This is a genomic window from Diaphorobacter sp. ED-3, from assembly GCF_027625375.1.
In the GTDB taxonomy this organism is placed as follows: Bacteria; Pseudomonadota; Gammaproteobacteria; order Burkholderiales; family Burkholderiaceae_C; genus Diaphorobacter; species Diaphorobacter nitroreducens.
The window spans coordinates 2,982,725-3,004,872 of the sequence record NZ_CP115182.1 but is presented as its reverse complement, the minus strand read 5'-3'; the positions used below and the strand labels follow the sequence as shown (position 1 = coordinate 3,004,872).

Genomic DNA, 22,148 nt, shown 5'->3' with positions numbered 1-22,148 from the left:
GCGACAGCTTTCCTAGACCTGCCCTTGGCTTCGAATTTGGTAGACAGTACGGAAAATCATCTTGAGTCGGTTGCCGTAGGCTGTGTCGGCGCCGCTGCAATTCTTGTATGTAGCGTCTGGCGTGGAGACGGGTTCGTTGCCGGTCAGTTCAAGGCATACCTCTATCGCATAGATGTTGGTCCAACTGCTCGGGAGCGGATTTGCAGGTAGATACTTCAGAGTGGTTGTTCCTGGAGCCTGCTCCACGTAGCGAACTTGCATGTCCGTGACATTGCCCATAATGGTCTGCTTGCCGCCACCGCCAGCGCCACTGCATACAAGTTCGTTTTTGGTGGTGTCGCGCTCAAATTGGCTTGTGAGAACAGGGGTGTCCCCCAAGCTGCCGCTGGCACCGAGCGCGGGGTTTTGTCCCAGACAATCGCGCAGCAGCGACGTGTCGGACGCCGCTACGGTAGCTTCGGTGTAGTTCTGGTAGCCCACCGTAAAGCTGAGGGGCGTGGCTGTTCCCGTCAACGTACTGGACGCGCGTACGAATGGAGGCCGCACTCCAGTGGGATCGGGCGCGTCGAAGGCGACGGGACTCATCGCGGGATTGGCTCCCGACGCGGGGGAGAGGGCGATGCTGGGATTGAGATTCAACTCCATGCTGCCGGCCTGTCGGATCTGTTGGCCTATCACGCGGAAAGCATAAGCAGCTTGTTGCTGTAGGGACGTCGCCTCTGATACCGTTCCCGTGATACCGCGCGATACCATCAGTGCGCCCAATGCGACGGCCACAACCAGTAGGCCGATGGCTATACCCACCAGTAGTTCGAGCAATGTCACGCCTTGCTGGCTAATAGCAAGACGGATGCGTCTTCTATGCGCGTTAGATAGCACGGTCTTCGAGGGGGCGAAATCGTATTTCATATAAGCACGCTCAATTGGGGCAGTACAGGGTGCCGCCACCTACACCCCATGGTGTGCAGCGCTGGGTGGGCTGGATGTACTGCAGGTGACAGATGAGCCCTTTGGTTTTGTCCGCGTTATTGGGGTCATCTGGGTCAACGCACCGCACTGGGTTGTCATCAGCATCCGTGGCCAGTGTCGGGCTGGTGGTGGTGGCATCGGAGGCGCCTAAGATGCGGTTTCTTATTGCCGTTGTGTCGGCGTCTGAGAAACTCTGGCCGTTTTGGTTGTAGCGGTTTTCGTTCCAGGCAATTAAAACGCCCAGTTGACGCGGACCGCCTTTGGGGATGAACGTAATGGCCTTGCCGTTGGGCAGTGTTTCGCCCACGCTGGAATGCCATTGTTTGATGTCATAGGTGGCCAGCCGGTCGGGTGCGCAGGCCCCGCTTGCGCAGTCGTCGCTGCTCGTGGGCTTTTCTGTGTACTTGCTCAGGTTGCCTAGCGCGTCGGGATTGTTCTGCAGGCGTTCGCCCAGATCCTCAATCAGCCGAATGGCTTGCGCACGCCGCACGCCTCCTTGGGTGTCGGCGAGCGTGCGCATTTGCACTCCCAGGATGCCCAGAATTCCCAGAGCCATGACCACGATCGCGACCAGCGATTCGATCAGGGTGATGCCGCGTTGATGGGCGAATGGGGAGATGGCAGCGTTGTGTGTCATGGTCAGTTGCAGTTGACTTCGCCAGACAGGATGCGGATCCGTCCGCCTGCGTTCAGGCATAAGGTGGTGACGGCAGGGGAACTCACCCCGGTTGCCGCAGGTGAGAGGACAAAGCGCAAGGTGTTATTGCCGTTTGCCATGCCGTAACGGTCGATCTTGATAGAGTTGCCACCGGGATGCCGTGTGACGTTGACATTACCTTCCAACTGCATCTCCCGTAACTTCGGCTCTTGCGGGGTGGAGCTTTTCCAAGTGCCATTGCTGTCCAGGTCTTCAAAGATGATCCAACCGCAACCCCAGTCCTGGGTCGTTCCAGCGTTTTGACAGCCACCAGAGGTGTTGGCCAGCTTTTGTATGGCGACGCGCCCGCCTCGTTTGAGGGCCTCGGAGCGTGCGTAATACAAGGTGGATTGCAATTCCTCCGCTGCTTGGCGTACGCGCCAGCGCTCAATGAGCGGTGTAAAGCTGGGACCAGCCAGCGCGGCCAGTACGCCCAGAATAGCCACGGTGACCAACAACTCGATGGCTGTGAAACCCCGAGCGGAGTGTCTTGGGTGATAGGGCTGAGCGGGCCGTGAGGAGCGAGGGGAGTGCAAGGGTCGCATGCTCAACATGCTATGAATGACACGCTTACTAGGCATCATTTGGATGGATGGGTGGAGCGACGACCCAGACGAACGGTAAGCAGGGACACTAATCGGTGAGCATCTGTATTCACGGTAGGCTCGCCCCATGCCGCTCTGGACTTTGGATCCTTTCCTCCTGGCTTGCGCCCTGCTGCTGGCGCTGGCCATTGACGGCCGCTGGGGCGAGCCCCCTGCTGCCTTTCACCCCGTCGTGTGGATGGGGCGGGCGCTGGGGTGGGCAGGGATGCGCATCGCGCCGCTGCAGGCCACAGGCCGGGATATGCGGTCTTTTTGCGCTGCAGCGCTTGTCTGGTGTGCGCTGGCAGCTATCGTTTTAATAGTATCCGGCGCTTTGCAGTGGGTCGCCATCACGTTGCTTCCCGTCTGGGGTGCAGCGCTCGTAGTGGGATTGCTGCTGAAACCTTTGCTGGCCTGGCGCATGCTGCGCGGGGAAGTGCTGGCGGTGGAAGATGCGCTGGCGCAGTCGCTGGATGCGGGGCGCGAGCGACTGTCCTGGCTGGTCAGCCGTGATGTGCAAGGGCTCGATGCGGCGGCCGTGCGCGAGAGCGCCATTGAATCCCTGGCCGAGAATCTCAGCGACTCCGTGATTGCGCCGCTGTTCTGGTTCGTGCTGCTGGGCCTGCCCGGTGCGGCGCTTTACCGCTTTGCCAATACGGCCGACGCTATGTGGGGATACCCCGGCATGCGCGGTGGGCGCTACTGGCAATGGGCGGGCAAGTGGGCGGCGCGTGCGGACGATGTGCTGTCCTGGCTGCCCGCGCGCATCACGGCGGTGCTGTTGTGGGGTGTGTCGCGTGGCAACGGCGCCCGCTTGACTGATCTGCGCGCGCAGTCGCGTCTCACGCCGTCGCCCAACGGCGGGTGGCCCATGGGGGCGATGGCGCTGGCGTTGGGGGTGCGCCTTTCCAAACCAGGTGTGTACGTGTTGAACGCCCCCGGGCGTGCGCCCCAGGCCGCGGACACGCAGCGTGCGGTGCATTTGGTATCAAAAACACTGCTAGCGCTTGTGGTGCTTGCGGTAACAGCTCTGTTATTGATAGCTATAGTGCACACCCATGTCTGACCATGCGCCACAGCACGGCGGCCCGGATGCGCTGGGCGTGCCGCTGCATGACTTCTCCACCAACGCCAACGCCTGCGGTCCTTGTCCGCAGGCCATCGCGGCGCTCCGGCAGAGTGACTTCACCCACTACCCCGACCCGGCCTACACCGCGCTGCGCGCGCAGATCGCCACGTTCCACGGCGTGGCGGTGCAGCGCGTGGTGCTCGCCGCCAGCGCCAGCGAGTTCATTCATCGCATCACCGCGCACGCGGCACGCAGCGGCGTGCGCCAGGTCGTTGTGCCCGCGCATGGCTACGGCGACTACACCTGCGCGGCCCAGGTGTGGGAGCTGGACTGCCGCCACACACCTTCTTCTGAGCCGGCGCTGCACTGGGCGTGCGAGCCCGCCAGCCCGTTGGGAACGACCGATGCTGCACTGGCGGCGTGGTGCGCCCCGGCCCCTGTCGGCGTGTTGCGCATACTGGACTGCGCCTATGCACCCCTGCGCCTGGAAGGAGCCGCCACCGTAGCGCCTGATGCCGCCTGGCAGATGTGGACGCCCAACAAGGCGCTGGGCCTGACCGGCGTGCGCGCGGCCTATGCCATTGCGCCGAGTGCCGCGGTCGCCGATGGCAGTGTCGCCGCTGTGCGGGCGCTGGCGGCCTCCTGGCCGGTCGGTGCCGACGGTGTTGCCCTGTTGGCGGCCTGGGTCCGGCCGGATACGCAGGCATGGCTCGCGCAATCGCTGGCGACCCTGCGCGAATGGAAGGCCGCGCAACTGGCGCTGTGCGCGGCCCAGGGCTGGGCCGTTGCGCCGGGCAGTCTCGCCAACTTCTTCACGGCATGTCCGCCGGTGCAAGATGTGGGGACCTTCCTGCAATGGCTGCGCTCGCGTGGCGTCAAGCTGCGCGACTGCACCTCGTTTGGCCTGCCCGGGCATGTGCGCCTGGGCGTGCTGCCACCGCAGTCGCAGCGGGCGTTGGAGGTATCGTGGCGCCTCTACAAGGAATCGCAATGAACAAGACCCGACCCGGGCCGGCGCGCTGCGTCATGGTGCTGGGCACCACCAGCGGCGCGGGCAAGAGCTGGCTGGCCACCGCGCTGTGCCGCTACTACAGCAACCAGGGCCTGAAGGTGGCGCCTTTCAAGGCGCAGAACATGAGCAACAACGCGCGCGTGGTGGCTGCACCGGGCGAGCAGTTCGGCGAGATTGGCAGTGCCCAGTATTTCCAAGCGCTGGCAGCGCGGGCCGTGCCCGACGTGCGCATGAACCCGCTGCTGCTCAAGCCCGAAGCGGACACGAAGAGCCAGGTGGTGCTGCTGGGTCAGGTGAGCGATGAGCTTTCGCAACTGCCATGGCGCGGCCGCAGCCAGCGTGTGTGGCCGCAGATCGCGGCGGCGCTGGACGCACTGCGGGCCGAGAACGACGTGGTGGTCATCGAAGGCGCGGGCTCGCCTGCAGAGATCAATCTGCACGCCAGCGACGTGGTCAACATGCGCGTGGCGCGCCATGCTGAGGCGCGCTGCCTGCTGGTGACGGATATCGACCGCGGCGGCGCCTTTGCCCACCTGTTTGGCACATGGGCGTTGCTGCCCGAGGAAGAACGCGCGCTCATCGCAGGCTTCGTGCTCAACAAGTTCCGGGGCGACGAGGCACTGCTGGCGCCCGCGCCGCAAATGCTGCAGGACAAGACCGGCGTGCCCGTCGTCGCCACCATTCCGATGCAGTGGAACCACGGCCTGCCCGAGGAGGACGGCGTGTTCGACATGCGCTCCACCGCCGCGGGTGCCGTGCATACGCGCATCGCCGTGGTGGCGTATCCGCGCATCAGCAATCTGGACGAATTCCAGCCGCTCAAAAATGTGCCGGGTGTGCGTCTGTCCTGGGCGCGCAGCCCCGCGGATGTGGAGGGCGCCGACTGGATCGTCCTGCCCGGCAGCAAGGCCACGGCGGCTGACCTGGCCTGGCTGCGCGCACAGGGGTTGGACGCGGCGATTGCCGCGCATGCGGCACGCGGTGGCCGTGTGCTCGGAGTCTGCGGTGGACTGCAGATGCTCGGCGAGGCGTTGATCGACACCGTGGGGGTGGACGGCAATGGCCCCGGCCTGGGCCTGCTGCCGTTGGTGACGAGCTTCGAGGCCACCAAAACCGTGCGGCCCACGCGCCAGTGCTTCGGCGCCGTACAAGGCGCCTGGCGGCATCTCGCCGGCGTGGCTGTGCAAGGCTATGAAATCCACCACGGCCAGACTGCTCAGCACCCGGCCATGGCAGCCAGCGGCGATGTGGCGCGCGAACTCATTCCCGGGTTGGCGTGGCAGAACCCCGGGGGCAATGTGCTGGGCCTGTACCTTCACGGCCTGTTCGAGGACGCAACCGTGCTGCGGGCGCTGTTCGGTGCCGACGCTCCGACAATGGATGCGGTGTTTGAGGGGCTGGCCGCCGGCATCGCACGGCACTTCGAGCCCGGGGCGTTGGATGCCCTCGCTGTGCAGTAAAGGACGATAACTGCGGTTGAACTGCGGTTGTTATCATCCCCGTCCTCAGGTGCCCGCTGCCGCAAGGCAAAGGGAGAATCGGGAAGGCGGTTGGAGTCCGCCGCGTGCCCAACGCTGTAAGGAAGATGACCCCCGCTCAATGCCACTGGCTGCCAAGGCCGGGAAGGCGCGGCGGGTCAGATGAATCCAAGCCAGAAGACCGGCCTGAACGTTCATCGCGCTGCAAGGCCAGGCAGCGTGCGACCTATTCACGCACAGGGGACTGCCATGAATACCGCGCAGGCGCAAGCCACGCAAAGCGTTCACGCCTTTACGCAAGAGGCCCGCGACGCCATTTACCACACCATCTTTTCACGCCGTGATGTGCGGGGGCAGTTTCTGCCCACCCCGGTACCGGACGAGGTGCTCAGCCGCATCCTGACCGCGGCGCACTATGCGCCTTCCGTAGGCTTCATGCAGCCATGGAACTTCCTGGTGGTGCGATCGCAGGACACCAAGCGCCGGGTGCATGATGCCTTCGCCAAGGCCCATGCCGAAGCGGCCGGTATGTTCGAGGGCGACAAGCGCGCGGTGTACCAGCGTCTCAAGCTCGAGGGCATTCTGGAGTCGCCCATCGGCCTCTGCATCACGTGCGACCGCGAGCGCACCGGTCCGGTGGTGGTAGGGCGTACCCACATGAAAACCATGGACCTGTACAGCAGCGTCTGTGCCGTGCAAAACCTGTGGCTCGCCGCGCGCGCCGAAGGGCTTGGGGTGGGATGGGTGAGCATCTTTCACCAGGCCGACCTGCAGCAGGCGCTGGGTATTCCCAAGGGTATCACCCCCATCGCCTACCTGTGTGTCGGCTATGTCAGCCACTTCCATGCCAAGCCCGAACTGGAAACCGCTGGCTGGCTTCCGCGCCTGCCCGTGGAAGACCTGGTGTACTTCGAGCAATGGGGGCAGCGCGACGACCAGCAGCCGCTCATCGCGCATCTGCGGTGCGACCAGGCTGCGGCGCAGTGCAGTCGCCAGACCGCACCGGCATAAGCCAGCCACAACGCATGGGGCCCGCCCCGCAATACGGCCACTTCTGGATGTGCGCCCCGTGAGTCGGGGTTGCGCTGGACCTTTTTTGACAATCGAAACACGCCATGATCACCGACCTGCCTTTCGTTGCTGACCTCACCGATCTGCCGCTGACGCAGGCCCTGCAGCACAAGCTGGACAACAAGACCAAGCCACTGGGTGCGTTGGGGCGCCTGGAGCAACTCGCCCTCCGTCTGGGCCAGATCCAAGGTACCGAATCACCCATGCTGCAGGCGCCGCAGATGCTGGTGTGCGCGGGCGACCATGGCCTGGCGGCCAAGGGCGTATCGGCCTACCCGAGCGACGTGACCTGGCAGATGGTCGAGAACTTTCTGGCAGGCGGCGCAGCCGTGAGCGTGCTGGCGCGCCAGCACGGCCTTCAGCTCACCGTGGCCGACTGTGGCGTGGCGCGCGAAGTACCCGCACGCGACGCCGTCCCCGGTGCGCCCCGTCTGGTGCACTGCCGTGTGGCGGCGGGCACGCAGGACGCGAGCGTCGGCCCTGCGATGACCGAGGCGCAGTGCGCCCAGGCGCTGCGCAACGGCATGGATATCGTGCGCGCCATGCCCGGCAACGCGCTGCTGCTGGGCGAGATGGGCATCGGCAACACGTCCGTGGCGTCGCTGTTGTTGGCGCGTCTGGCAGGCGTGCCGCTGGCCGAGTGCACGGGTGCCGGTACGGGACTGGATGCGGCAGGCATCGCGCGCAAGCAGGCCGTGCTGGAGCAGGCGCTGGCGGCCAACGCCGGTGCTACGCAGCCCTTGGAGGCCCTGGCCGCCCTGGGTGGTTTTGAAGTCGCCACGCTCACCGGCGCCGTGCTGCAGGCCGCCGCCGAGCGTCGTGTGATCGTGGTCGACGGCTTTATCACCTGCGCGGCTGTGCTGGTGGCCGTCCGCCTGGCGCCTGCCGTGCTGCAGCGCTGTGTGTTTGCCCATCGCTCCGGCGAACGGGGCCATGGCCACATGCTGCAGGCTTTGCAGGCGCAGCCGCTGCTGGACCTGGGGCTGCGCTTGGGAGAAGGCTCAGGTGCCGCTCTGGCTTGGCCGTTGCTGGAGTCGGCATGCCGCGTGCTGCGCGAGATGGCAAGTTTTCAAGCGGCCGGGGTGGACGGAGCGATGCGCTAAGTGTCTTGCCGGCACTTGCCATCTTCAGGACGGGCGCATGAGGAATTCGAAGGGGCTGTGCAACCAGACGCCGTCCTATCACGCACTGGGTAAATAGTTAAATGCTATCGATCGAATTTGCCAATTGATGAAAATGCGGTAAGAATCTTCTCCACCAAAGTGACCTATTGAAACTCTGGTAAGGGTGCGTGAAGATCACGGCGCGTGTCGCCAGCGGCGACGCGGCAGTGCCCCCCGGGGGCTGCTGATCGATAGGTTGAAGGGAAGAGAGGCACCTTATGACTTGCATCGATGAACAGCCCGCTCCCGTCCTGATCATTTCCGGCACGCGCCCCGAGATCATCAAGCTGGCACCGGTATATCACGCCCTGCGAGGCGCGCAAAGTGTTCGCCCCGTGTGGCTGCACACCGGCCAGCACAGCGACATGGCCGTGCAGATGCTGGACTGCTTCGATATCCGGCCCGACCATGTGCTCGAGCGCCAGGGAAGCACGCTCCTGGATTTCAGCCTCGGGTGCCGCCGCCAACTGGAAGGCGTGATGGGGCAGCAGCCCTGGAGCGCCGTCATCGTGCAGGGCGACACCGAAAGCGCGTTCCAGGGAGCGCTGGCGGGTTTCTCCCATGGCCTGCCGGTGTTGCATGTCGAGGCTGGGCTGCGCACCTACAACCTGCGCCGCCCGTTCCCCGAGGAAGGACTGCGGCAGATGATCAGCCGCATCAGCCGCCTGCACTTCGCGCCCACTTTGCGTGCAGCGCAGGCGCTGGAGCGTGAGGGGATCGCCTCGCGCGACATCCTGGTGGCCGGCAATACGGTGGTGGACGCGCAATTGTGGGTGTGCGAGCGCCATCACATCCGCCGTCGTGTGCAAGGTCGCGGCCATATCCTCGTCACCATGCACCGGCGCGAGAACTGGGGGCCTGACATCGACAACGTGTGTGCGGCCATTGCCGACATCGCCCGCGAGTTCCCGTGGATGACCGTGCTGTTCCCGGTGCACCTCAATCCCGTGGTACGCGACCCCGTGCACCGGCACCTGGGCGCGCTGCCCAATGTGCGCCTGACGGCGCCGCTGGACTACCTGGCCATGCAGCAGGCGATCGCCGATGCCTGGCTGCTGCTCACGGACTCGGGTGGTCTGCAGGAAGAGGCGCCGACCTTCAAGGTGCCGCTGCTGGTACTGCGTGAAGAAACCGAGCGGCCGGAGGTCATCGATGCGGGCTGCGCCGCGTTGGTCGGGGCCGACCGCCAGTTGATCGTGCGCTCCGTGCGCCATCTGATGGACGACGGAGAGGCTTACGGCCGCATGCAGGCCGCAGCCAACCCCTTTGGGGATGGCCAGGCGTCCCAGCGCATCGTGGCACGGCTGGAGCAGATGCTGGCGCCCGCGCCCGCGCCCGCACATGCGGCTGCGCCCGCGGTTGCGGCCCTGAGTGTCTAGAGGAGCCGCACCATGTCCTGGATAGATGTTTTTACCGCCTATCTCTACCTGCTCAAGATGGTGGCGATCGGGGTGGCTGTCGTCATCTTCATCAGCAGCCTGGATGACCTGTTCATCGATATCGCCTACTGGGTCCGCCGCGTCTGGCGCGCCTTCACGGTGTACGCACGCCACGCGCCGCTGAACTACAAGACGCTCTACGACGCCGAGGAGAAGCCGCTGGCCATCATGGTGCCCGCCTGGCAGGAGCATGGCGTGATTGGCCAGATGGCGCAACTGGCCGCCACCACGCTGGACTACGAGAACTACCACATCTTCATCGGCACTTATCCCAACGACCCGCAAACGCATGCCGACGTGGAGCAGGTGCGTGCACGCTTTCCCAACGTGCACACGGTGGTCTGCGCGCGTCCCGGACCGACCAGCAAGGCCGATTGCCTGAACAATGTGGTGGACGCCATCCTGCAGTTTGAAAAGCGTTCTGGCGTGCGCTTTGCAGGCTTCATCCTGCACGATGCCGAGGACGTGCTCTCCAAGCTGGAGCTGCGGCTGTTCAACTACCTGGTCAACCGCAAGGACCTCATCCAGCTGCCCGTGTACCCGCTGGAGCGGCCCTGGAACGATTTCACCGGCGGGCACTACCTTGACGAGTTTGCGGAGCTGCACGGCAAGGACATCGTGGTGCGCGAGGCCCTGGTGGGCCAGGTGCCAAGCGCGGGCGTGGGGACGTGCTTTAGCCGTCGCGCCATCATGGCCCTGCTGCAACAGGGCGACGGCATTGCCTTTGACACGCAGAGCCTGACTGAGGACTACGACATCGGCTTTCGCCTCAAGCAGCTGGGCATGCAGGAGGTGTTCGTGCGCTTTCCCGTCGAGGAGGACGATCACATTGGTCGCGCGCCCTCGCCGGAGCGCGTGCCCCTGCGCAGCGAACGCGAGGCCAGCGTCATCTCCGTGCGCGAATTCTTCCCTGACACCGTGGCCGCCGCCGTCCGGCAGAAGTCCCGCTGGATCACGGGCATCGTCATCCAGGGTTTTCGTACGCTGCGCTGGACGCACAGTGCCATGCTGAACTACTTCCTCTGGCGCGACCGCAAGGGAATCATCACCAATTTCGCCAGCTTCACGGCCACGCTGCTGGCCATGCAGCTGATCGGCATCTGGCTCTACCAGCGCCTGGTGCCGGATGCCTACCGGTTCCTCTCGGTCTTCGAAGGCGACTGGTGGTTCTATGCGCTGCTCTTGGCCAACCTGGTGCTCATGTTCAACCGCATCGTGCAGCGCGTGTTTTTCGTCACCAGCTACTACGGCGTGGTGCAGGGATTGCTGTCGGTGCCTCGGCTGCTGTGGGGCAACTTCATCAACTTCCTTGCCGCCTGGCGGGCGCTGGCCCAGGCATGGCGCGCCAAGGACCTGCGGCGCATGGCCTGGGTCAAGACGGACCACGAATTTCCCCTCTTGGGCGAAGGGCCGCGTCAGCATCGCGCACTGGGGCAGATCCTGGTCCACCAAGGCGCCCTGACCGAGGCGCAACTGCTTGATGCGCTGGAGCATCCCGTGCGCGGACTGCGTCTGGGCGCAGCGCTGGTGCACCGTGACGTCATCACGCCCCAGCAACTGGCTGCGGCGGTTGCCGAGCAGGCCGGCGTGCCATGGGAAACCCTGGGAGGGCAGGCCGTGGACAGCGACCTGGCGGCACTGGTGCCTGCGGCCGTGGCGCTGCGCTATAGCGTCGTGCCGCTGCGCCAGCAGGGGCGGGTCCTGGTGGTGGCCAGCGAGGCGGCGATCGACCCGGTGTCGCTGGCTGCCATCGAGCGCAAGCTGGGACGTACCGTGCGCTACGTCATCGTGCCCAAGGGCGAGGTCACCGTGGAACTGCGGCGCCTGTATGCACACCACGGCACAGAACCCGCACGCGACCTGCTGGCGCAGGCCGTGCAGCAGCAGCGCGTTACCGCCGAAGAGGCGCGGGGCATCTGGCCCCGCTATCTCTCGCGCCAGTTGCTGCTGGGCGACGTGCTTCTGGCCGTGGGCAAGATTGACCAGGCGGTGCTGGGTGCCCTGCTGCTGCAAAAGGAGAAGTCCGATGCCAGCCTGGGCGCCTTCCTCGTGGAGCATGGCGTTCTGACGGAGTCGGCCGTGCAGGAGGCGTTGCAGCTGCAGCAGCAGCTGCAGGTCACCATGGAGCAACTGCTGTGCCGCGCCAATGCGCAGCCCACCGTCCGGGCCATTGCTTGAGAAGGCCGTCATCATGAATTTCGCCCCCCGCATTCTTGCCCTCGCCGTCATGCTGGCTTCCACGGGTGCCCCGGCGCAGACCCTGGACCTGGGCCCCGACATCAGTCCGCTGAAGCGGTTCCAGGTCTATCCCCACATCGACAAGGCCTTCGATGCGATGGCCCGCGGCGACGGCACGCGCGCGATTGCCGAGCTGGAACATGCCCACCGGCTCGCTCCAGAGAACACCGCGATTGCGCTGAACCTGGCCCAGGCGTATCAGCGTTTTGGCCAGCCCGCGCGTGCTGCGGCGTTGCTGCGGGCCCAGAGGTCACGCCATCCGGGCGATGAGCGCATTGCCCAGGCACTGCGCGAATTGCAGCCCCCACCCGCACCCGTGCAGGAAAGCGCCGCGGTCGTCGCGCAGCCCGAGGCAGCACCCGCCGCGCCAGTGCTCGCTGCTGCGCCTTCCGCGACCGCGCCCGAACCTGCGTCGGAACACGGCACGCCTGCGGCGGCTCCGGCTATTGCGGCGCCGCCCGATCAGCTTGCCAAGCCTGCGCCTGCGGTGCGTGCGCAGCGACGCATGGCGCAGGTGCCACGGCCTCGGCGGGCCGACGGCGCCCCGGGCTATGCCGCTGCCAGCCGTGCCTACGAAGCGGTGGAGCGTGCAGAGTTGCCCGCCGCCCTGGCGTGGGCGCGCGAGGCCGCGCAGGCCGCCCCTGCCAATGCTGACTACCAGCGCCTGCTGACCTACCTGCTGATCGAGAACGGGTTGTACGAGGAGGCACAGGCCAAGGCACGGGAAGCGGAACTGACTTTCGCCCCGCAAGGCGATACGCAATGGCAGGCGTTGGGCGACACCGCGCGGCAGCGCCACGCCTATGCGCAGTTCGAAGCCGCATCGCAAGCGCAGCGGCAGGGCCGCGCCAGCGATGCCCTTGCCCATGCGCAGGCGGCAGCGGAACAAGCCCCGGGTGTGCCGGCGTATCGCCTGCAGTGGGTAGGCCTGCTGTTGGCCGCGGGCCGCCATGCGCAGGCGCAGCAGGTGGCCGAGCAGGGCCTGGCCCAGGGCGATGGCGCGGCACTGCAGGTCCTGCGTGGCGCGGCGTTACAGGCGCAGGGGCAGACGGACGATGCGGCGCGGGTTTTCGACGGTGTGATCGGCAGGCCGGATCTTGCGCCGCACGAGCAGCAGAACTACCGGGTGATCGCCGCCGATGCGGCGCTCGCGGAGCGCCAGCCCGAACGCGCTAAAGCCCTGCTGCAGCCGCTGGCGCAAGGCGGCGCCGTGGATGTGTCGGGGCGAGAGGCCGAGATACGGGCCGCCACGCGCCGGCCGATCTCGGCCGCATCCGTGCAGACGTTCTCCCTGCGCTTGCCGGTTGTCAATTGCTTTGGCAGCGCCCAGGCGCCCGGCTGCGAAGTGTGGCCCGGGCAGGACGCGCCGGACCCTGCGCGTGCCGTGGCGCAGGAGGCGTTCCGCGCCTATACCGAGCGCGACTATGGACTGGCCGCGGCCAAGGCCGAGGAAGCCGCACGGCTGCAGCCTGCGCATTTGCCGTACCGCCTGTTGCGGCTGCAGGCCTTGGTGGCCGCGGGCCAGGTGGAGCAGGCTCTGCGCGAGGCTGACGACACCCTGCAGTCGCGCGCCGACGGGGCGGAGATGCTAGCCCTACGCAGCCGGGTGTACCACGACCTGGGGCGGCGCGAGCAGGCCTCTGCCGATGCGCGCGCGGCCTTGCAGGCAGGAGGCCTGTCCCTGTCGAGTGAAATCAACCTGCTGCTGCAGGAAGGCCGACGCGACGAGGCCGTGCAGCAGTTCGCACACGCGATGGCGGGGCCGGATTTCGCGGGCAGCGCAGACCCCGATCTGGCCTACCTCGCTGCCCGGGTGGGCGACGACCGCACCGCGCTGGCCGTGTTCGACCGCGCGCACGCCAACGACGCGCTGCCGGCCGCCGCGTTGCCCGACGGCGCCTACACCGCGAGCCGCCTGGCCGAGAACGACCGCGCCATCTACTACCTGCAGCAGACCATCGATGCGGTGGAAGCGGGACGGCTGGAGCAGACGCCCCGCCAGCAGTTCGCCACCCGGCGCGAGCTGGCGGACCGCACCCGCACCTGGGGCATCAATGCGTTGCTGGGTTACCGGGGCATGTCTCCCGGCTCCATCTCGCCCGTGCCCGGGCTGTACCGGGATGCCGCCCAACTGGTGGGGGAGGCCTATTGGCGCCCGCAGGGCTATCGCGACGGCAGCTTCTGGGAAATCTATGGCGGCGTGGTGCAGACGGTCTACAGCCGCCACGGCGGCACGAGCGGCAGCGACACCACGCAAGGTGCGCTGGGCGTGCGCGCCAAGCCTTTGCGCGACCACAGCCTCGTGTTGTCCGCCGAGCGGCGCATCCGCATCGGCTCGTTGTCCTTCAGCGACTGGCTGCTGCGCGCCGGTTATTCCTACGGCGTGGGCACCGACCTGCGCGTGGACGTTCCGGACTGGTTCACGTTCAACGTCTATGCGGAGGCGGGGCGGTTCCTGCAGCGCAAGCAGGACTACGTGACCTTCGAGGCGCAGGCCGGGCGCAGCTTCCGCATGGGGGATGCGGACTCGCGCCTGGTGCTGTTCCCGCACGCGGTGGTGGGTGTGGACTACAACTCCGCACGCACGGCCGCGGGCTACAACGGCGCTGCGGGCGCGGGCGTGGGCATTGCGCTGCGCCGCTGGTTCCGCGAGGACCGCTACAACGCGCCGCGTTCGTACCTGGACCTGTCGCTGCAGTACCGCGCGCGCCTTGCGGGGGACGAGCGGGGCAAGGGCGTGTTCCTGCGCGCTGCGCTGGTCTTCTGACGTCAGCGACCGATAGTTTTTATTTTGCTTCAATAAATATAGCTAGGAGCGCTTGATCCAAAACGGTTTCAAGGTGTTTTATGCATGAAACCTTTGATGGAAGAGCGCGAGCTGCTATTCGTTTTGTTCAACCTTGGCTGCCGCGGGAGGAGACCATGAACCGACTGTTGCGATACACCCTTGTGGTACTGGGCGCCCTCGCGCTGCACGCGTGTGGTGGCGGAAGTGATCCGTTTTACAGCGCGCCGAGCGTGCCGCTCTCGCCGTTTGGCACCAACGACCCCGTCCGGCGCGACCCCATCGCCTCGATGCCGGCGCCCGTGCGCGCGCAGCCGGCCGGGCCGCGCGTGCTGGTGCTCTACGACCAGCCGCCTGGCAGCCCCTTCGCCAAGATGGGCGTGGGCTACGCGATCATGCTGCAGAACCTGCTGGGACATTTCGATGCGTCGGTGGTCATGCGCCCCGTGGAGCAATACGCGGCGCAAAGCCTGGCGGGCTACCAGGCCACGTTCTACATCGGCTGGGCCGAAAGCGACAGCATTCCCGCAGCGTTCCTGCAGGACGTGGCCGCGGCCAGCCAGCGCGTGATCTGGCTGGGTCGCAACCTGCAGCAACTGGCGGATGAGCAGGACGCGGCATTCGTGAGCCAGCGCGGCTTTCAGCCCGTGGGGCCGCGCACGAAGGACAACGCACCGGCCGGCGTGGAGCCGAGCTTTTTCAGCGATGTCTACTACCGCAAGCACCCGGGCCTGTTGTTCCAGAAGGCAGTCAAGACGATCAACGGGGAGCCTGCCGCCGCGTGGGACATGTTCATGACCCAGGTGACCGACGGCGCCAAGGCGCTCGTGCATGCGGACATCATCAACCCGGCATCGAACGAGCAGGGGCCCTATGTGCTGCAGTCGGGCAACTTCTGGTTCGTGGCCGATACGCCCTTCGATTACACGGGGCCGCGCGACCGGTACGTGATCTTCTCGGACTTGCTGCACGACATGCTGGGCATCGACCATGCCGAGAACCACCAGGCGATGATGCGTTTCGAGGATGCGGATGCGAAGGTGAACCCGGTCGCCTTCAAGCGGGTGGTGGACCTGGCGTTTGAGCGCAAGGTGCCTTTCTCGGTGGGGGTGGTACCGCACTACAAGGACCCGCTGGGCGCCCAAAGCGCGGGCGTGCCCACCGACATTCCCATGGCGAACGCCCTCAACCTGCGGCTGGCGCTGGACTACGCGCTGGCGCGTGGCGGCGAGATCCTGCAGCACGGCACCACGCACCAGACCGAGGGCATGATCAACAACGCATCGGGTGCCACGGGCATCGACTACGAGTTCTGGGACACCGTCAACGACCGCCCGCTGCCCGGTGATTCCGTGGACTGGGCGAAGAACCGCATCAACAACGGCCTGCGCCAGATGCTGGACCTGGGCTATATGCCTGTGGCGTGGGAGACGCCGCACTACGTGGGCTCGCCGTCCACCCTGCAGGCCGTCGCGCAGATCTACGAGATGGGCTACCAGCGGCACACGTACTACACGTCCGACCAGCCCGACCTCAAGGCCGGGGACTACATGGTGGACCAGTTCTTCCCCTTCGTCATCGAGCGCGACCGCTATGGCCTGCGCGTGCTGCCGGAGAACCTGGGCAACCTGCAGTATTTCGAGTTCGGGGCGGATGAGGAGCTGACATCCAAGGAGGTGCTGGAAAACGCGCGCTACCAGAAGGTCGTGCGTGACGGCTTTGCCTCGTTCTTCTTCCACCCCTTCCTGGCGGTTGAGTCCCAGGCGCAGAAGTATGACGGGCGCGGTTATACGCACCTGAAGGAAATCGTGGATGGCCTGACGGCCATGGGCTACACGTGGACCTCACCCAGCCGCCAACGCAAGCCCTGACCCTGACACGGCGCGCGGCCATGGTGGCCATGCTGCCGTGCGCGGTGTCTTGGCCGCCGTCGTCCGGCGCGCCATTGCGCCACCTTGGCGGCATGGTGTGGCAGCCCAGCCTGCGCACGCTGCGCCCCCAGGGCAACTGGGCGCAACTGGGCATTCGCCGCCTGTTGGTGCAATGGACGGCGGTGGATTCACAGGCTTTTGTGCCGGGCACCGGCCTGCCTCCGATCGCGGCTGAGCTACCCGACTGGGAGCGCATCGCCGCCGAGCCCTGGGCCCAGGAGGTGATCGTGGGCCTGGCGGCCATGCATGGCGAGGCGCAGGCACGTGCCTCGGTGGCGCTGCTGGTGGAGCAGGCGCACGCCCTGGTGCCCATCGTGCAGCGGCTCCCGCTGAAGCTGGGTGGCTGGTATTTCCCCCTGGAGGTGGATCCCACCTGGCTGCCGGGGCCAGAGTGGTCCCAGGGCCTGGCGCAGTTGCCACGCCCGCTGTGGATCAGCGCCTATGACAGCGCCAACCTCGGCCCGCACGCGCTGGCGGACTGGATCGAGCGCTGGCTGCCGGGCGACGTAGGGGTGTTCTTCCAGGACGGCGTGGGCGTGCATGCGCGCAGTCCGGAGGTTGCGCTGAAGTACTTGCAGGTGCTGACCTACCGTCTGGGTCAGGCGCGCGTGCAGATGATTGCCGAGGCTTTTCGCCCCGCGCCAGAAGGCGGGTTCCGCAGCGCCACGGCGACGGAGTTCCTGCCGCAGATCGATGCCTACAAGGGGTGGGAGGTGCTGGCCTTCGACGGCCCGCACTACCTGGGAGAGCCGCTGGTGGCTGAGCTGGTGGCGCAGGGCGTGCGCTGATGCCGGCGGCTGCCGCGGCAGCACCGCCGCAAAGATGATCAACCCGCGTTGAAAGGCGCCGGCGTCTTCGGCTCGTAGTCGCACCAGGGTGCGACCACGCATTCCCAGCAGCGCGGTTTGCGTGCCTGGCACACGTAGCGGCCCAGCAGAATCAACCAGTGGTGGGCGTCCACCAGATACTGCGGTGGCACGCGCTGCAGCAGCTGCATCTCCACGGCCAACGGGTTCTTGCCGGGCGCCAGGCCGGTGCGGTTGCCCACGCGGAAGATGTGTGTGTCCACCGCCATGGTGGGCTGGCCGAACGCCACGTTCAGCACCACGTTGGCGGTCTTGCGGCCCACGCCGGGCAGGGCTTCCAGCGCCTCGCGCGTGCGCGGCACCTGGCCGCCGTGCTGCTCCACCAGGATGCGGCAGGTCTGCATCAGGTTCTTCGCCTTGGTGCGGTACAGGCCGATGGTCTTGATGTAACCCTCCAGGCCGTCCAGGCCCAGCTCCAGAACGGCCTGCGGCGTATTGGCGACGGGAAACAGCCGGCGCGTGGCCTTGTTCACACCCACGTCGGTGGCCTGCGCCGACAGCAGCACGGCGGCCAGCAGCTCGAATACGTTGGTGTATTCCAGCTCGGTGTTGGGCTGCGGGTTGGCGGCCTGCAGCGCCGCGAAGAAGGGCTCGATGTCCTGGGGCTTCATGGGCGGCGATTGTCGCCGGCTGTGGGGCGCGCCGCAGGAAAGCTGCGCGGCAATTGGCGACAATGGGGGCTACCGTCTTTCACCCATCGACCCGATTGCCGTCCATGCCGCTTGCCTTTGCCGACCGCCTGAATAACGTTGAAACCTCCGCCATCCGCGAACTGTTCAAGCTGCTGGGCAAGCCCGGCATCATCAGTTTTGCGGGCGGCTTCCCGGACAGCGCCATGTTCGACGTGGCCGGCATCCGCGCCGCCAGCGAGCGCGTGCTGGCCGAGGAGCCCGGCGCCGCGCTGCAGTACGGCGCCACCGAGGGCTACCAGCCGCTGCGCGAGCAACTGGCCACCTTCATGCAAGGCAAGGGCGTGGCGGGGCTGGCGCCCGAGCAGCTCATCGTCACCACGGGCAGCCAGCAGGCGCTGGACCTGCTCGGCAAGACCATGATCGACCCCGGTGACAAGGTGATCGTCGAGGGCCCCACCTTCCTCGCGACCATCCAGTGCTTTCGCCTCTATGGCGCCGAGGTGATCAGCGCGCCCGTGGACGGCGAGGGCGTGCAGCCCGATGCGCTGGAGCGGCTGATCGTCGAGCACCGCCCCAAGCTGGTCTACCTGATTCCTACCTTTGGCAACCCCAGCGGCGCCACCTTGAGCCTGGAGCGCCGCAAGCGCGTGCTGGAGCTGGCCGCGCGGCATCAGGTACTGGTGGTGGAGGACGACCCCTATGGCGACCTGTACTTCGGCGAGGCGCCGCCGGCCAGCCTGCTGGCGCTCTCGGCCCAGGTGCCGGGCAGTCGGGAGTGGCTGGCGCACTGCGGCAGCCTGAGCAAGGTGCTGTCCCCCGGCCTGCGCGTGGGCTGGCTGATCGCACCGCCCGAGCTGCTGGCGCGCGCCGTGATGTGCAAGCAGTTCAGCGATGCGCATACCAGCACCTTTGCCCAGGCCACGGCCGCGCAGTACCTCAAGAGCGGCGCCATGCCCGCGACGCTGGCCCATGTGCGCGCCGTGTATGCCGAGCGCGCGCAGGCCATGGGCGATGCGCTGCGTGCGGAACTGGGCGACGCGGTGGAGTTCGTGCAGCCGCGCGGCGGCCTTTTCTTGTGGGTGCGCCTGACAGGGGCGCGCGGGCAGGAGCGTGATGCCGGCGCATTGGCCAAGCGCGCGATCGACAAGGGCGTGGCCTTCGTGCCCGGCACGCCGTTCTTCAGCCAGAACCCCGATGCGGCCACGCTGCGCCTGTCGTTCGCCACGGCCGATGTGGCCAAGATCCGCGAAGGCGTGGCGCGCCTCGGGCAGGCGCTCAAGGGTTGATGGCGATGGTGGACGCACGCACGCAGGAGCGGGTGGAAGCGCTGGAGGTCAAGGCCGCCTTCACCGAAGACCTGCTGGACCAGCTCAACCTGACCATCTACCGCCAGCAGCAACAGATCGACGAGCTGGCGCGCACCGTGGCGCAGTTGCGCCAGCAGGTGCCCGAGGGGGGCGGCGCCACCGTGCGCAGCCTGCGCGACGAACTGCCGCCGCATTACTGAGGTTTACGTCAAATTGGCCGCTAGCGCCCGTCCATAAAGCGCTAGCAGCTCTTATTTCAATAGCGAAGGCTGCCCCATGCAATACCGCTTTCTTGGCAAGAGCCAGCTCCAGGTGTCCACGCTGTGCCTGGGCACGATGATGTTCGGCGACCAGACGGATAAGGCCGAGGCCGCTTCCATCGTGGCCCACGCGCGTGCGCATGGCGTGAACTACATGGATACGGCCGACGTGTACACCCAGGGCGCGTCCGAGCGCATGCTGGGCACGCTGCTGCAGGGCCAGCGCCACGACTGGGTGTTGGCCACCAAGCTGGGCAACAAGATGTCCGAGCGGCCCAACGAGGGCCGCTACTCGCGCGCCTGGATGCTGCGCGAGGTGGAAGCCAGCCTGACGCGGCTGCAGACGGACCATGTGGACATCCTCTACCTGCACCGCGACTACGAGGGCATGGACCTGGAGGAGCCGCTGTTCGCCATCGATGCGCTGCTGCGCGCGGGCAAGATCCGCTACTGGGGCGTGTCCAATTTCCGCGGCTGGCGTATTGCCGAGCTGGTGCACGGTGCGCGCCGCATCGGCATGCCCGGCCCCGTGGTGTGCCAGCCGTACTACAACCTGCTCAACCGCATGCCCGAGGTGGAGATCCTGCCGGCCTGCCAGCATTACGGGCTGGGCGTGACGCCCTACAGCCCTGTGGCGCGCGGTGTGTTGACCGGCAAGTACCTGCCAGGCCAGGCACCCCAGCAAGGCACACGTGCCGGGCGCGGCGACCGCCGCATGGGCGAGACCGAGTTCCGCGAGGAGTCGCTCCAGATCGCCCAGCAGCTCAAGCTGCATGCCGAGGCCCGGGGCATCACGCTTGCTCAGTTCGCCACGGCCTGGGTGCTGGCGCACCGCGGCGTCAGCTCCGTCATCGCCGGGCCGCGCACGCTGGCGCAGTGGCAGGACTACCTGCCGGCGCTCGACTATGGAGTCACGCCCGAGGACGAGGCGCTCGTCGACAGCCTGGTGGCCCCCGGCCATCCGTCGACGCCGGGCTTTACCGACCCGGCCTATCCGCTGCAGGCGCGCCGCGCCTGACGCCCGAGGACCGGCGCCATGTATCCCTACGTCTTTGCATTGCACCTGCTGGCCGCCACCGTCTGGACCGGCGGCCATCTGGTGCTGGCATTCACCGTGCTGCCGCGCGCGCTGCGCCAGCGGTCGCCCCAGGCGCTGCTGGACTTCGAGCAGGGCTACGAACACGTGGGCATGCCCGCGCTGCTCATCCAGGTCGCCACCGGGCTGTGGATGGCCTTGCAACTCGTGCCCGACTGGGGGCGGTGGTTCAGCCCTGATGCGCCACTGGAACGCGCCGTATCGCTCAAGCTCGCGCTGCTGGCCGCCACGCTGTTGGTGGCCGCCCATGCGCGGTTGCGCGTCATTCCCACGCTGAGCGCACGCACGCTGCCGCTGATGGCGTGGCACGTGGCGGCCGTCACGCTGCTGTCGGTGGGCTTCGTGCTCACGGGCATCGCGTTCCGCTACGGCGGACTGGGAATGTGATGGAAGGGGCGGGCCCTGCGGTGCCGGGCTGCGATGCGCGGCGCCTGCAGTTGCTGCTGACGCGCGAGATGCCGTTTGGCAAACACCGTGGCACGGTGATTGCCGATCTGCCCGCCAACTACCTGCATTGGTTCGCCCGCGAGGGGTTTCCGCGCGGCGAGATCGGCCAGCTTCTCGCGCTGATGTACGAGCTGGACCATAACGGCTTGCGCGATCTGCTGGCCCCGCTGCGCGCTGCGCCAGGGCGGTGAGCGGCAGTCGCGGGCCGCTTTCACGCTTTTTACGCAAGGGCGCGGAGCGCCGCCATGCGGGCCCCGTCCCCGCCTACCGGCTCACGCCCGTTGGCGCGCGCCGCTGACGGGCATCAGCCGCCGCTGCACGAACATGCCGAGCCGCTGCCGCAGCCTTGCGAGGCTCCGGCCTCGAACTGCGGGAACAGCACGTTGTTCTCCAGGTGGATGTGGTTCACCAGGTCGTCGCTGAGCTGCGCGAGGCCCGCATACAGCGCGCGCCAGGTGTTGCAGGCGCCCATGGGCGGGGTGATGTCGTTGGTCAGGCGCGCGATCTGCTCCAGTGCCTCGCCGTGGTCCACGTGCTCGCTGCGCATCATGCCGATGGGCTGGGTCACGAAGGCGTTGCCGCCGCTGCGCAGCATGGGGAACAGGATGGCTTCCTCCTTGTGCATGTGGGTCAGCAGCTCCTGCTGCATCTCTTCCAGCGCGTCGGCCAGGCCGTGCGGGGTGTTGGGGTTGTCGCGGTGCACGGCTTCCACGCGGCGCGCCATGCGCACCAGCTCGGGCAACTGGGCGCGGTGCACCTCGTGGTAGCGCGCGACGATGTGGTCGATCAGTTCCGTGGGTGTGCCCGCGTCGGGCAGCTCGTTGGGGCGTTGCAGGGCGGAAAGCTCATCCACCACGGCCTGCAGGTCCAGGCCCTTGTCCGCGGCCGCCTGCTCCAGCGGCACTTGGCCGCCGCAGCAGAAGTCCAGCTTCAGGCGGCGGAACACGGCGGTCGCGCCAGGCAGTTCAACGGCAATCTGGCCGATGGCCTGACGAGGGTCGAGGGAGGGAGAGGTGGCGGTATTCATGGGGCTTCCCTAAAGGTTCACTTGTGATGAATATTTTATTCATTAAAATCCACATAGAGTGAATCTTTGTGTGAACC

General features: G+C 66.7%; 20 protein-coding genes and 1 riboswitch. Of the genes, 15 read left to right on the top strand and 5 right to left on the bottom strand.

What is annotated here, in order from left to right; translation table 11 throughout:
• Positions 1-12: 12 nt before the first annotated feature.
• The 3 genes from PCQ86_RS14595 to PCQ86_RS14585 are packed head-to-tail and all read right to left on the bottom strand — an operon-like array spanning position 13 to position 2,211.
• A complete protein-coding gene (locus PCQ86_RS14595) occupies positions 13-909 on the bottom strand; it encodes a PilW family protein (protein WP_148665117.1) in 897 nt (298 codons plus the stop codon).
• Positions 910-919: 10 nt separating this feature from the next.
• Positions 920-1,606, bottom strand: coding sequence for a type IV pilus modification protein PilV (pilV, locus tag PCQ86_RS14590; RefSeq protein WP_088886297.1), 687 nt, complete (start codon positions 1,604-1,606; stop codon positions 920-922).
• A gap of 2 nt (positions 1,607-1,608) precedes the next feature.
• A complete protein-coding gene (locus PCQ86_RS14585) occupies positions 1,609-2,211 on the bottom strand; it encodes a GspH/FimT family pseudopilin (protein WP_252100948.1) in 603 nt (200 codons plus the stop codon).
• A 127-nt stretch (positions 2,212-2,338) separates the two neighbouring features.
• Between PCQ86_RS14585 and cbiB the strand changes: the two genes are divergently transcribed.
• From cbiB to PCQ86_RS14535, 10 genes are all read left to right on the top strand, one after another.
• Positions 2,339-3,316 (top strand): adenosylcobinamide-phosphate synthase CbiB, encoded by a 978-nt coding sequence (cbiB, locus tag PCQ86_RS14580; protein WP_270174073.1) that lies wholly within the window; start codon positions 2,339-2,341, stop codon positions 3,314-3,316.
• Positions 3,309-4,313: an aminotransferase class I/II-fold pyridoxal phosphate-dependent enzyme gene (locus tag PCQ86_RS14575; protein ID WP_270174072.1), complete on the top strand. Its 1,005-nt coding sequence runs from the start codon at positions 3,309-3,311 to the stop codon at positions 4,311-4,313. Before cbiB ends, PCQ86_RS14575 begins: the two co-directional genes overlap by 8 nt.
• On the top strand, positions 4,310-5,791 hold the full coding sequence (locus PCQ86_RS14570) for a cobyric acid synthase (protein WP_270174071.1): 1,482 nt from the start codon (positions 4,310-4,312) through the stop codon (positions 5,789-5,791). Before PCQ86_RS14575 ends, PCQ86_RS14570 begins: the two co-directional genes overlap by 4 nt.
• Positions 5,792-5,821: 30 nt before the next feature.
• Positions 5,822-6,013: riboswitch (cobalamin riboswitch) on the top strand.
• A 45-nt stretch (positions 6,014-6,058) separates the two neighbouring features.
• Complete coding sequence (bluB, locus tag PCQ86_RS14565) at positions 6,059-6,820, top strand: 5,6-dimethylbenzimidazole synthase (RefSeq protein WP_123675944.1); 762 nt, start codon at positions 6,059-6,061, stop codon at positions 6,818-6,820.
• A 104-nt stretch (positions 6,821-6,924) separates the two neighbouring features.
• Entirely contained in the window at positions 6,925-7,983 is a 1,059-nt protein-coding gene (gene cobT / locus PCQ86_RS14560) for a nicotinate-nucleotide--dimethylbenzimidazole phosphoribosyltransferase (protein ID WP_270174070.1), read from the top strand.
• A gap of 278 nt (positions 7,984-8,261) precedes the next feature.
• Positions 8,262-9,422, top strand: coding sequence for a non-hydrolyzing UDP-N-acetylglucosamine 2-epimerase (wecB, locus tag PCQ86_RS14555; protein WP_270174069.1), 1,161 nt, complete (start codon positions 8,262-8,264; stop codon positions 9,420-9,422).
• A 12-nt stretch (positions 9,423-9,434) separates the two neighbouring features.
• The gene (gene nfrB, locus PCQ86_RS14550) at positions 9,435-11,660 is read left to right on the top strand and encodes a cyclic di-3',5'-guanylate-activated glycosyltransferase NfrB (RefSeq protein WP_270174068.1); all 2,226 of its coding nucleotides are present in this window, start codon (positions 9,435-9,437) and stop codon (positions 11,658-11,660) included.
• Positions 11,661-11,673: 13 nt separating this feature from the next.
• Positions 11,674-14,487, top strand: a complete 2,814-nt coding sequence (locus tag PCQ86_RS14545; protein ID WP_270174067.1) for a bacteriophage N4 adsorption protein A — start codon at positions 11,674-11,676, stop codon at positions 14,485-14,487.
• Positions 14,488-14,642: 155 nt separating this feature from the next.
• On the top strand, positions 14,643-16,376 hold the full coding sequence (locus PCQ86_RS14540) for a polysaccharide deacetylase family protein (RefSeq protein ID WP_270174066.1): 1,734 nt from the start codon (positions 14,643-14,645) through the stop codon (positions 16,374-16,376).
• A complete protein-coding gene (locus tag PCQ86_RS14535) occupies positions 16,343-17,224 on the top strand; it encodes a hypothetical protein (protein WP_442874427.1) in 882 nt (293 codons plus the stop codon). Before PCQ86_RS14540 ends, PCQ86_RS14535 begins: the two co-directional genes overlap by 34 nt.
• 38 nt (positions 17,225-17,262) lie before the next feature.
• Here PCQ86_RS14535 and nth read toward each other — a convergent pair whose 3' ends face one another.
• On the bottom strand, positions 17,263-17,913 hold the full coding sequence (nth, locus tag PCQ86_RS14530; RefSeq protein ID WP_015913889.1) for an endonuclease III: 651 nt from the start codon (positions 17,911-17,913) through the stop codon (positions 17,263-17,265).
• 104 nt (positions 17,914-18,017) lie between these two features.
• Here nth and PCQ86_RS14525 point away from each other — a divergent pair, with 104 nt between their 5' ends.
• From PCQ86_RS14525 to PCQ86_RS14505, 5 genes are all read left to right on the top strand, one after another.
• Entirely contained in the window at positions 18,018-19,220 is a 1,203-nt protein-coding gene (locus PCQ86_RS14525) for an aminotransferase-like domain-containing protein (RefSeq protein WP_270174065.1), read from the top strand.
• Between the two features lie 5 nt (positions 19,221-19,225).
• Positions 19,226-19,441, top strand: coding sequence for a SlyX family protein (locus PCQ86_RS14520; protein ID WP_011806292.1), 216 nt, complete (start codon positions 19,226-19,228; stop codon positions 19,439-19,441).
• Positions 19,442-19,517: 76 nt separating this feature from the next.
• A complete protein-coding gene (locus PCQ86_RS14515) occupies positions 19,518-20,519 on the top strand; it encodes an aldo/keto reductase (protein ID WP_270174064.1) in 1,002 nt (333 codons plus the stop codon).
• 18 nt (positions 20,520-20,537) lie between these two features.
• Positions 20,538-20,984 carry a CopD family protein gene (locus PCQ86_RS14510; RefSeq protein ID WP_220637762.1) on the top strand — a complete coding sequence of 149 codons (447 nt, stop codon included), beginning with the start codon at positions 20,538-20,540 and terminating at the stop codon, positions 20,982-20,984.
• Positions 20,984-21,235 carry a DUF3820 family protein gene (locus PCQ86_RS14505; protein WP_015913885.1) on the top strand — a complete coding sequence of 84 codons (252 nt, stop codon included), beginning with the start codon at positions 20,984-20,986 and terminating at the stop codon, positions 21,233-21,235. The genes PCQ86_RS14510 and PCQ86_RS14505 overlap by 1 nt, the downstream gene beginning before the upstream one ends.
• A 113-nt stretch (positions 21,236-21,348) precedes the next feature.
• Here PCQ86_RS14505 and ytfE read toward each other — a convergent pair whose 3' ends face one another.
• A complete protein-coding gene (gene ytfE, locus PCQ86_RS14500) occupies positions 21,349-22,071 on the bottom strand; it encodes an iron-sulfur cluster repair protein YtfE (protein WP_015913884.1) in 723 nt (240 codons plus the stop codon).
• Positions 22,072-22,148 lie beyond the last annotated feature (77 nt).

Bases quoted from the DNA above. Each gene is read 5' to 3' on its own strand.
- PCQ86_RS14595 (WP_148665117.1), bottom strand. From the start codon at position 909: ATGAAATACGATTTCGCCCCCTCGAAGACCGTGCTATCTAACGCGCAT.
- pilV (WP_088886297.1), bottom strand. From the start codon at position 1,606: ATGACACACAACGCTGCCATCTCCCCATTCGCCCATCAACGCGGCATC.
- PCQ86_RS14585 (WP_252100948.1), bottom strand. From the start codon at position 2,211: ATGCGACCCTTGCACTCCCCTCGCTCCTCACGGCCCGCTCAGCCCTAT.
- cbiB (WP_270174073.1), top strand. From the start codon at position 2,339: ATGCCGCTCTGGACTTTGGATCCTTTCCTCCTGGCTTGCGCCCTGCTG.
- PCQ86_RS14575 (WP_270174072.1), top strand. From the start codon at position 3,309: ATGTCTGACCATGCGCCACAGCACGGCGGCCCGGATGCGCTGGGCGTG.
- PCQ86_RS14570 (WP_270174071.1), top strand. From the start codon at position 4,310: ATGAACAAGACCCGACCCGGGCCGGCGCGCTGCGTCATGGTGCTGGGC.
- bluB (WP_123675944.1), top strand. From the start codon at position 6,059: ATGAATACCGCGCAGGCGCAAGCCACGCAAAGCGTTCACGCCTTTACG.
- cobT (WP_270174070.1), top strand. From the start codon at position 6,925: ATGATCACCGACCTGCCTTTCGTTGCTGACCTCACCGATCTGCCGCTG.
- wecB (WP_270174069.1), top strand. From the start codon at position 8,262: ATGACTTGCATCGATGAACAGCCCGCTCCCGTCCTGATCATTTCCGGC.
- nfrB (WP_270174068.1), top strand. From the start codon at position 9,435: ATGTCCTGGATAGATGTTTTTACCGCCTATCTCTACCTGCTCAAGATG.
- PCQ86_RS14545 (WP_270174067.1), top strand. From the start codon at position 11,674: ATGAATTTCGCCCCCCGCATTCTTGCCCTCGCCGTCATGCTGGCTTCC.
- PCQ86_RS14540 (WP_270174066.1), top strand. From the start codon at position 14,643: ATGAACCGACTGTTGCGATACACCCTTGTGGTACTGGGCGCCCTCGCG.
- nth (WP_015913889.1), bottom strand. From the start codon at position 17,913: ATGAAGCCCCAGGACATCGAGCCCTTCTTCGCGGCGCTGCAGGCCGCC.
- PCQ86_RS14525 (WP_270174065.1), top strand. From the start codon at position 18,018: ATGCCGCTTGCCTTTGCCGACCGCCTGAATAACGTTGAAACCTCCGCC.
- PCQ86_RS14520 (WP_011806292.1), top strand. From the start codon at position 19,226: ATGGTGGACGCACGCACGCAGGAGCGGGTGGAAGCGCTGGAGGTCAAG.
- PCQ86_RS14515 (WP_270174064.1), top strand. From the start codon at position 19,518: ATGCAATACCGCTTTCTTGGCAAGAGCCAGCTCCAGGTGTCCACGCTG.
- PCQ86_RS14510 (WP_220637762.1), top strand. From the start codon at position 20,538: ATGTATCCCTACGTCTTTGCATTGCACCTGCTGGCCGCCACCGTCTGG.
- PCQ86_RS14505 (WP_015913885.1), top strand. From the start codon at position 20,984: ATGGAAGGGGCGGGCCCTGCGGTGCCGGGCTGCGATGCGCGGCGCCTG.
- ytfE (WP_015913884.1), bottom strand. From the start codon at position 22,071: ATGAATACCGCCACCTCTCCCTCCCTCGACCCTCGTCAGGCCATCGGC.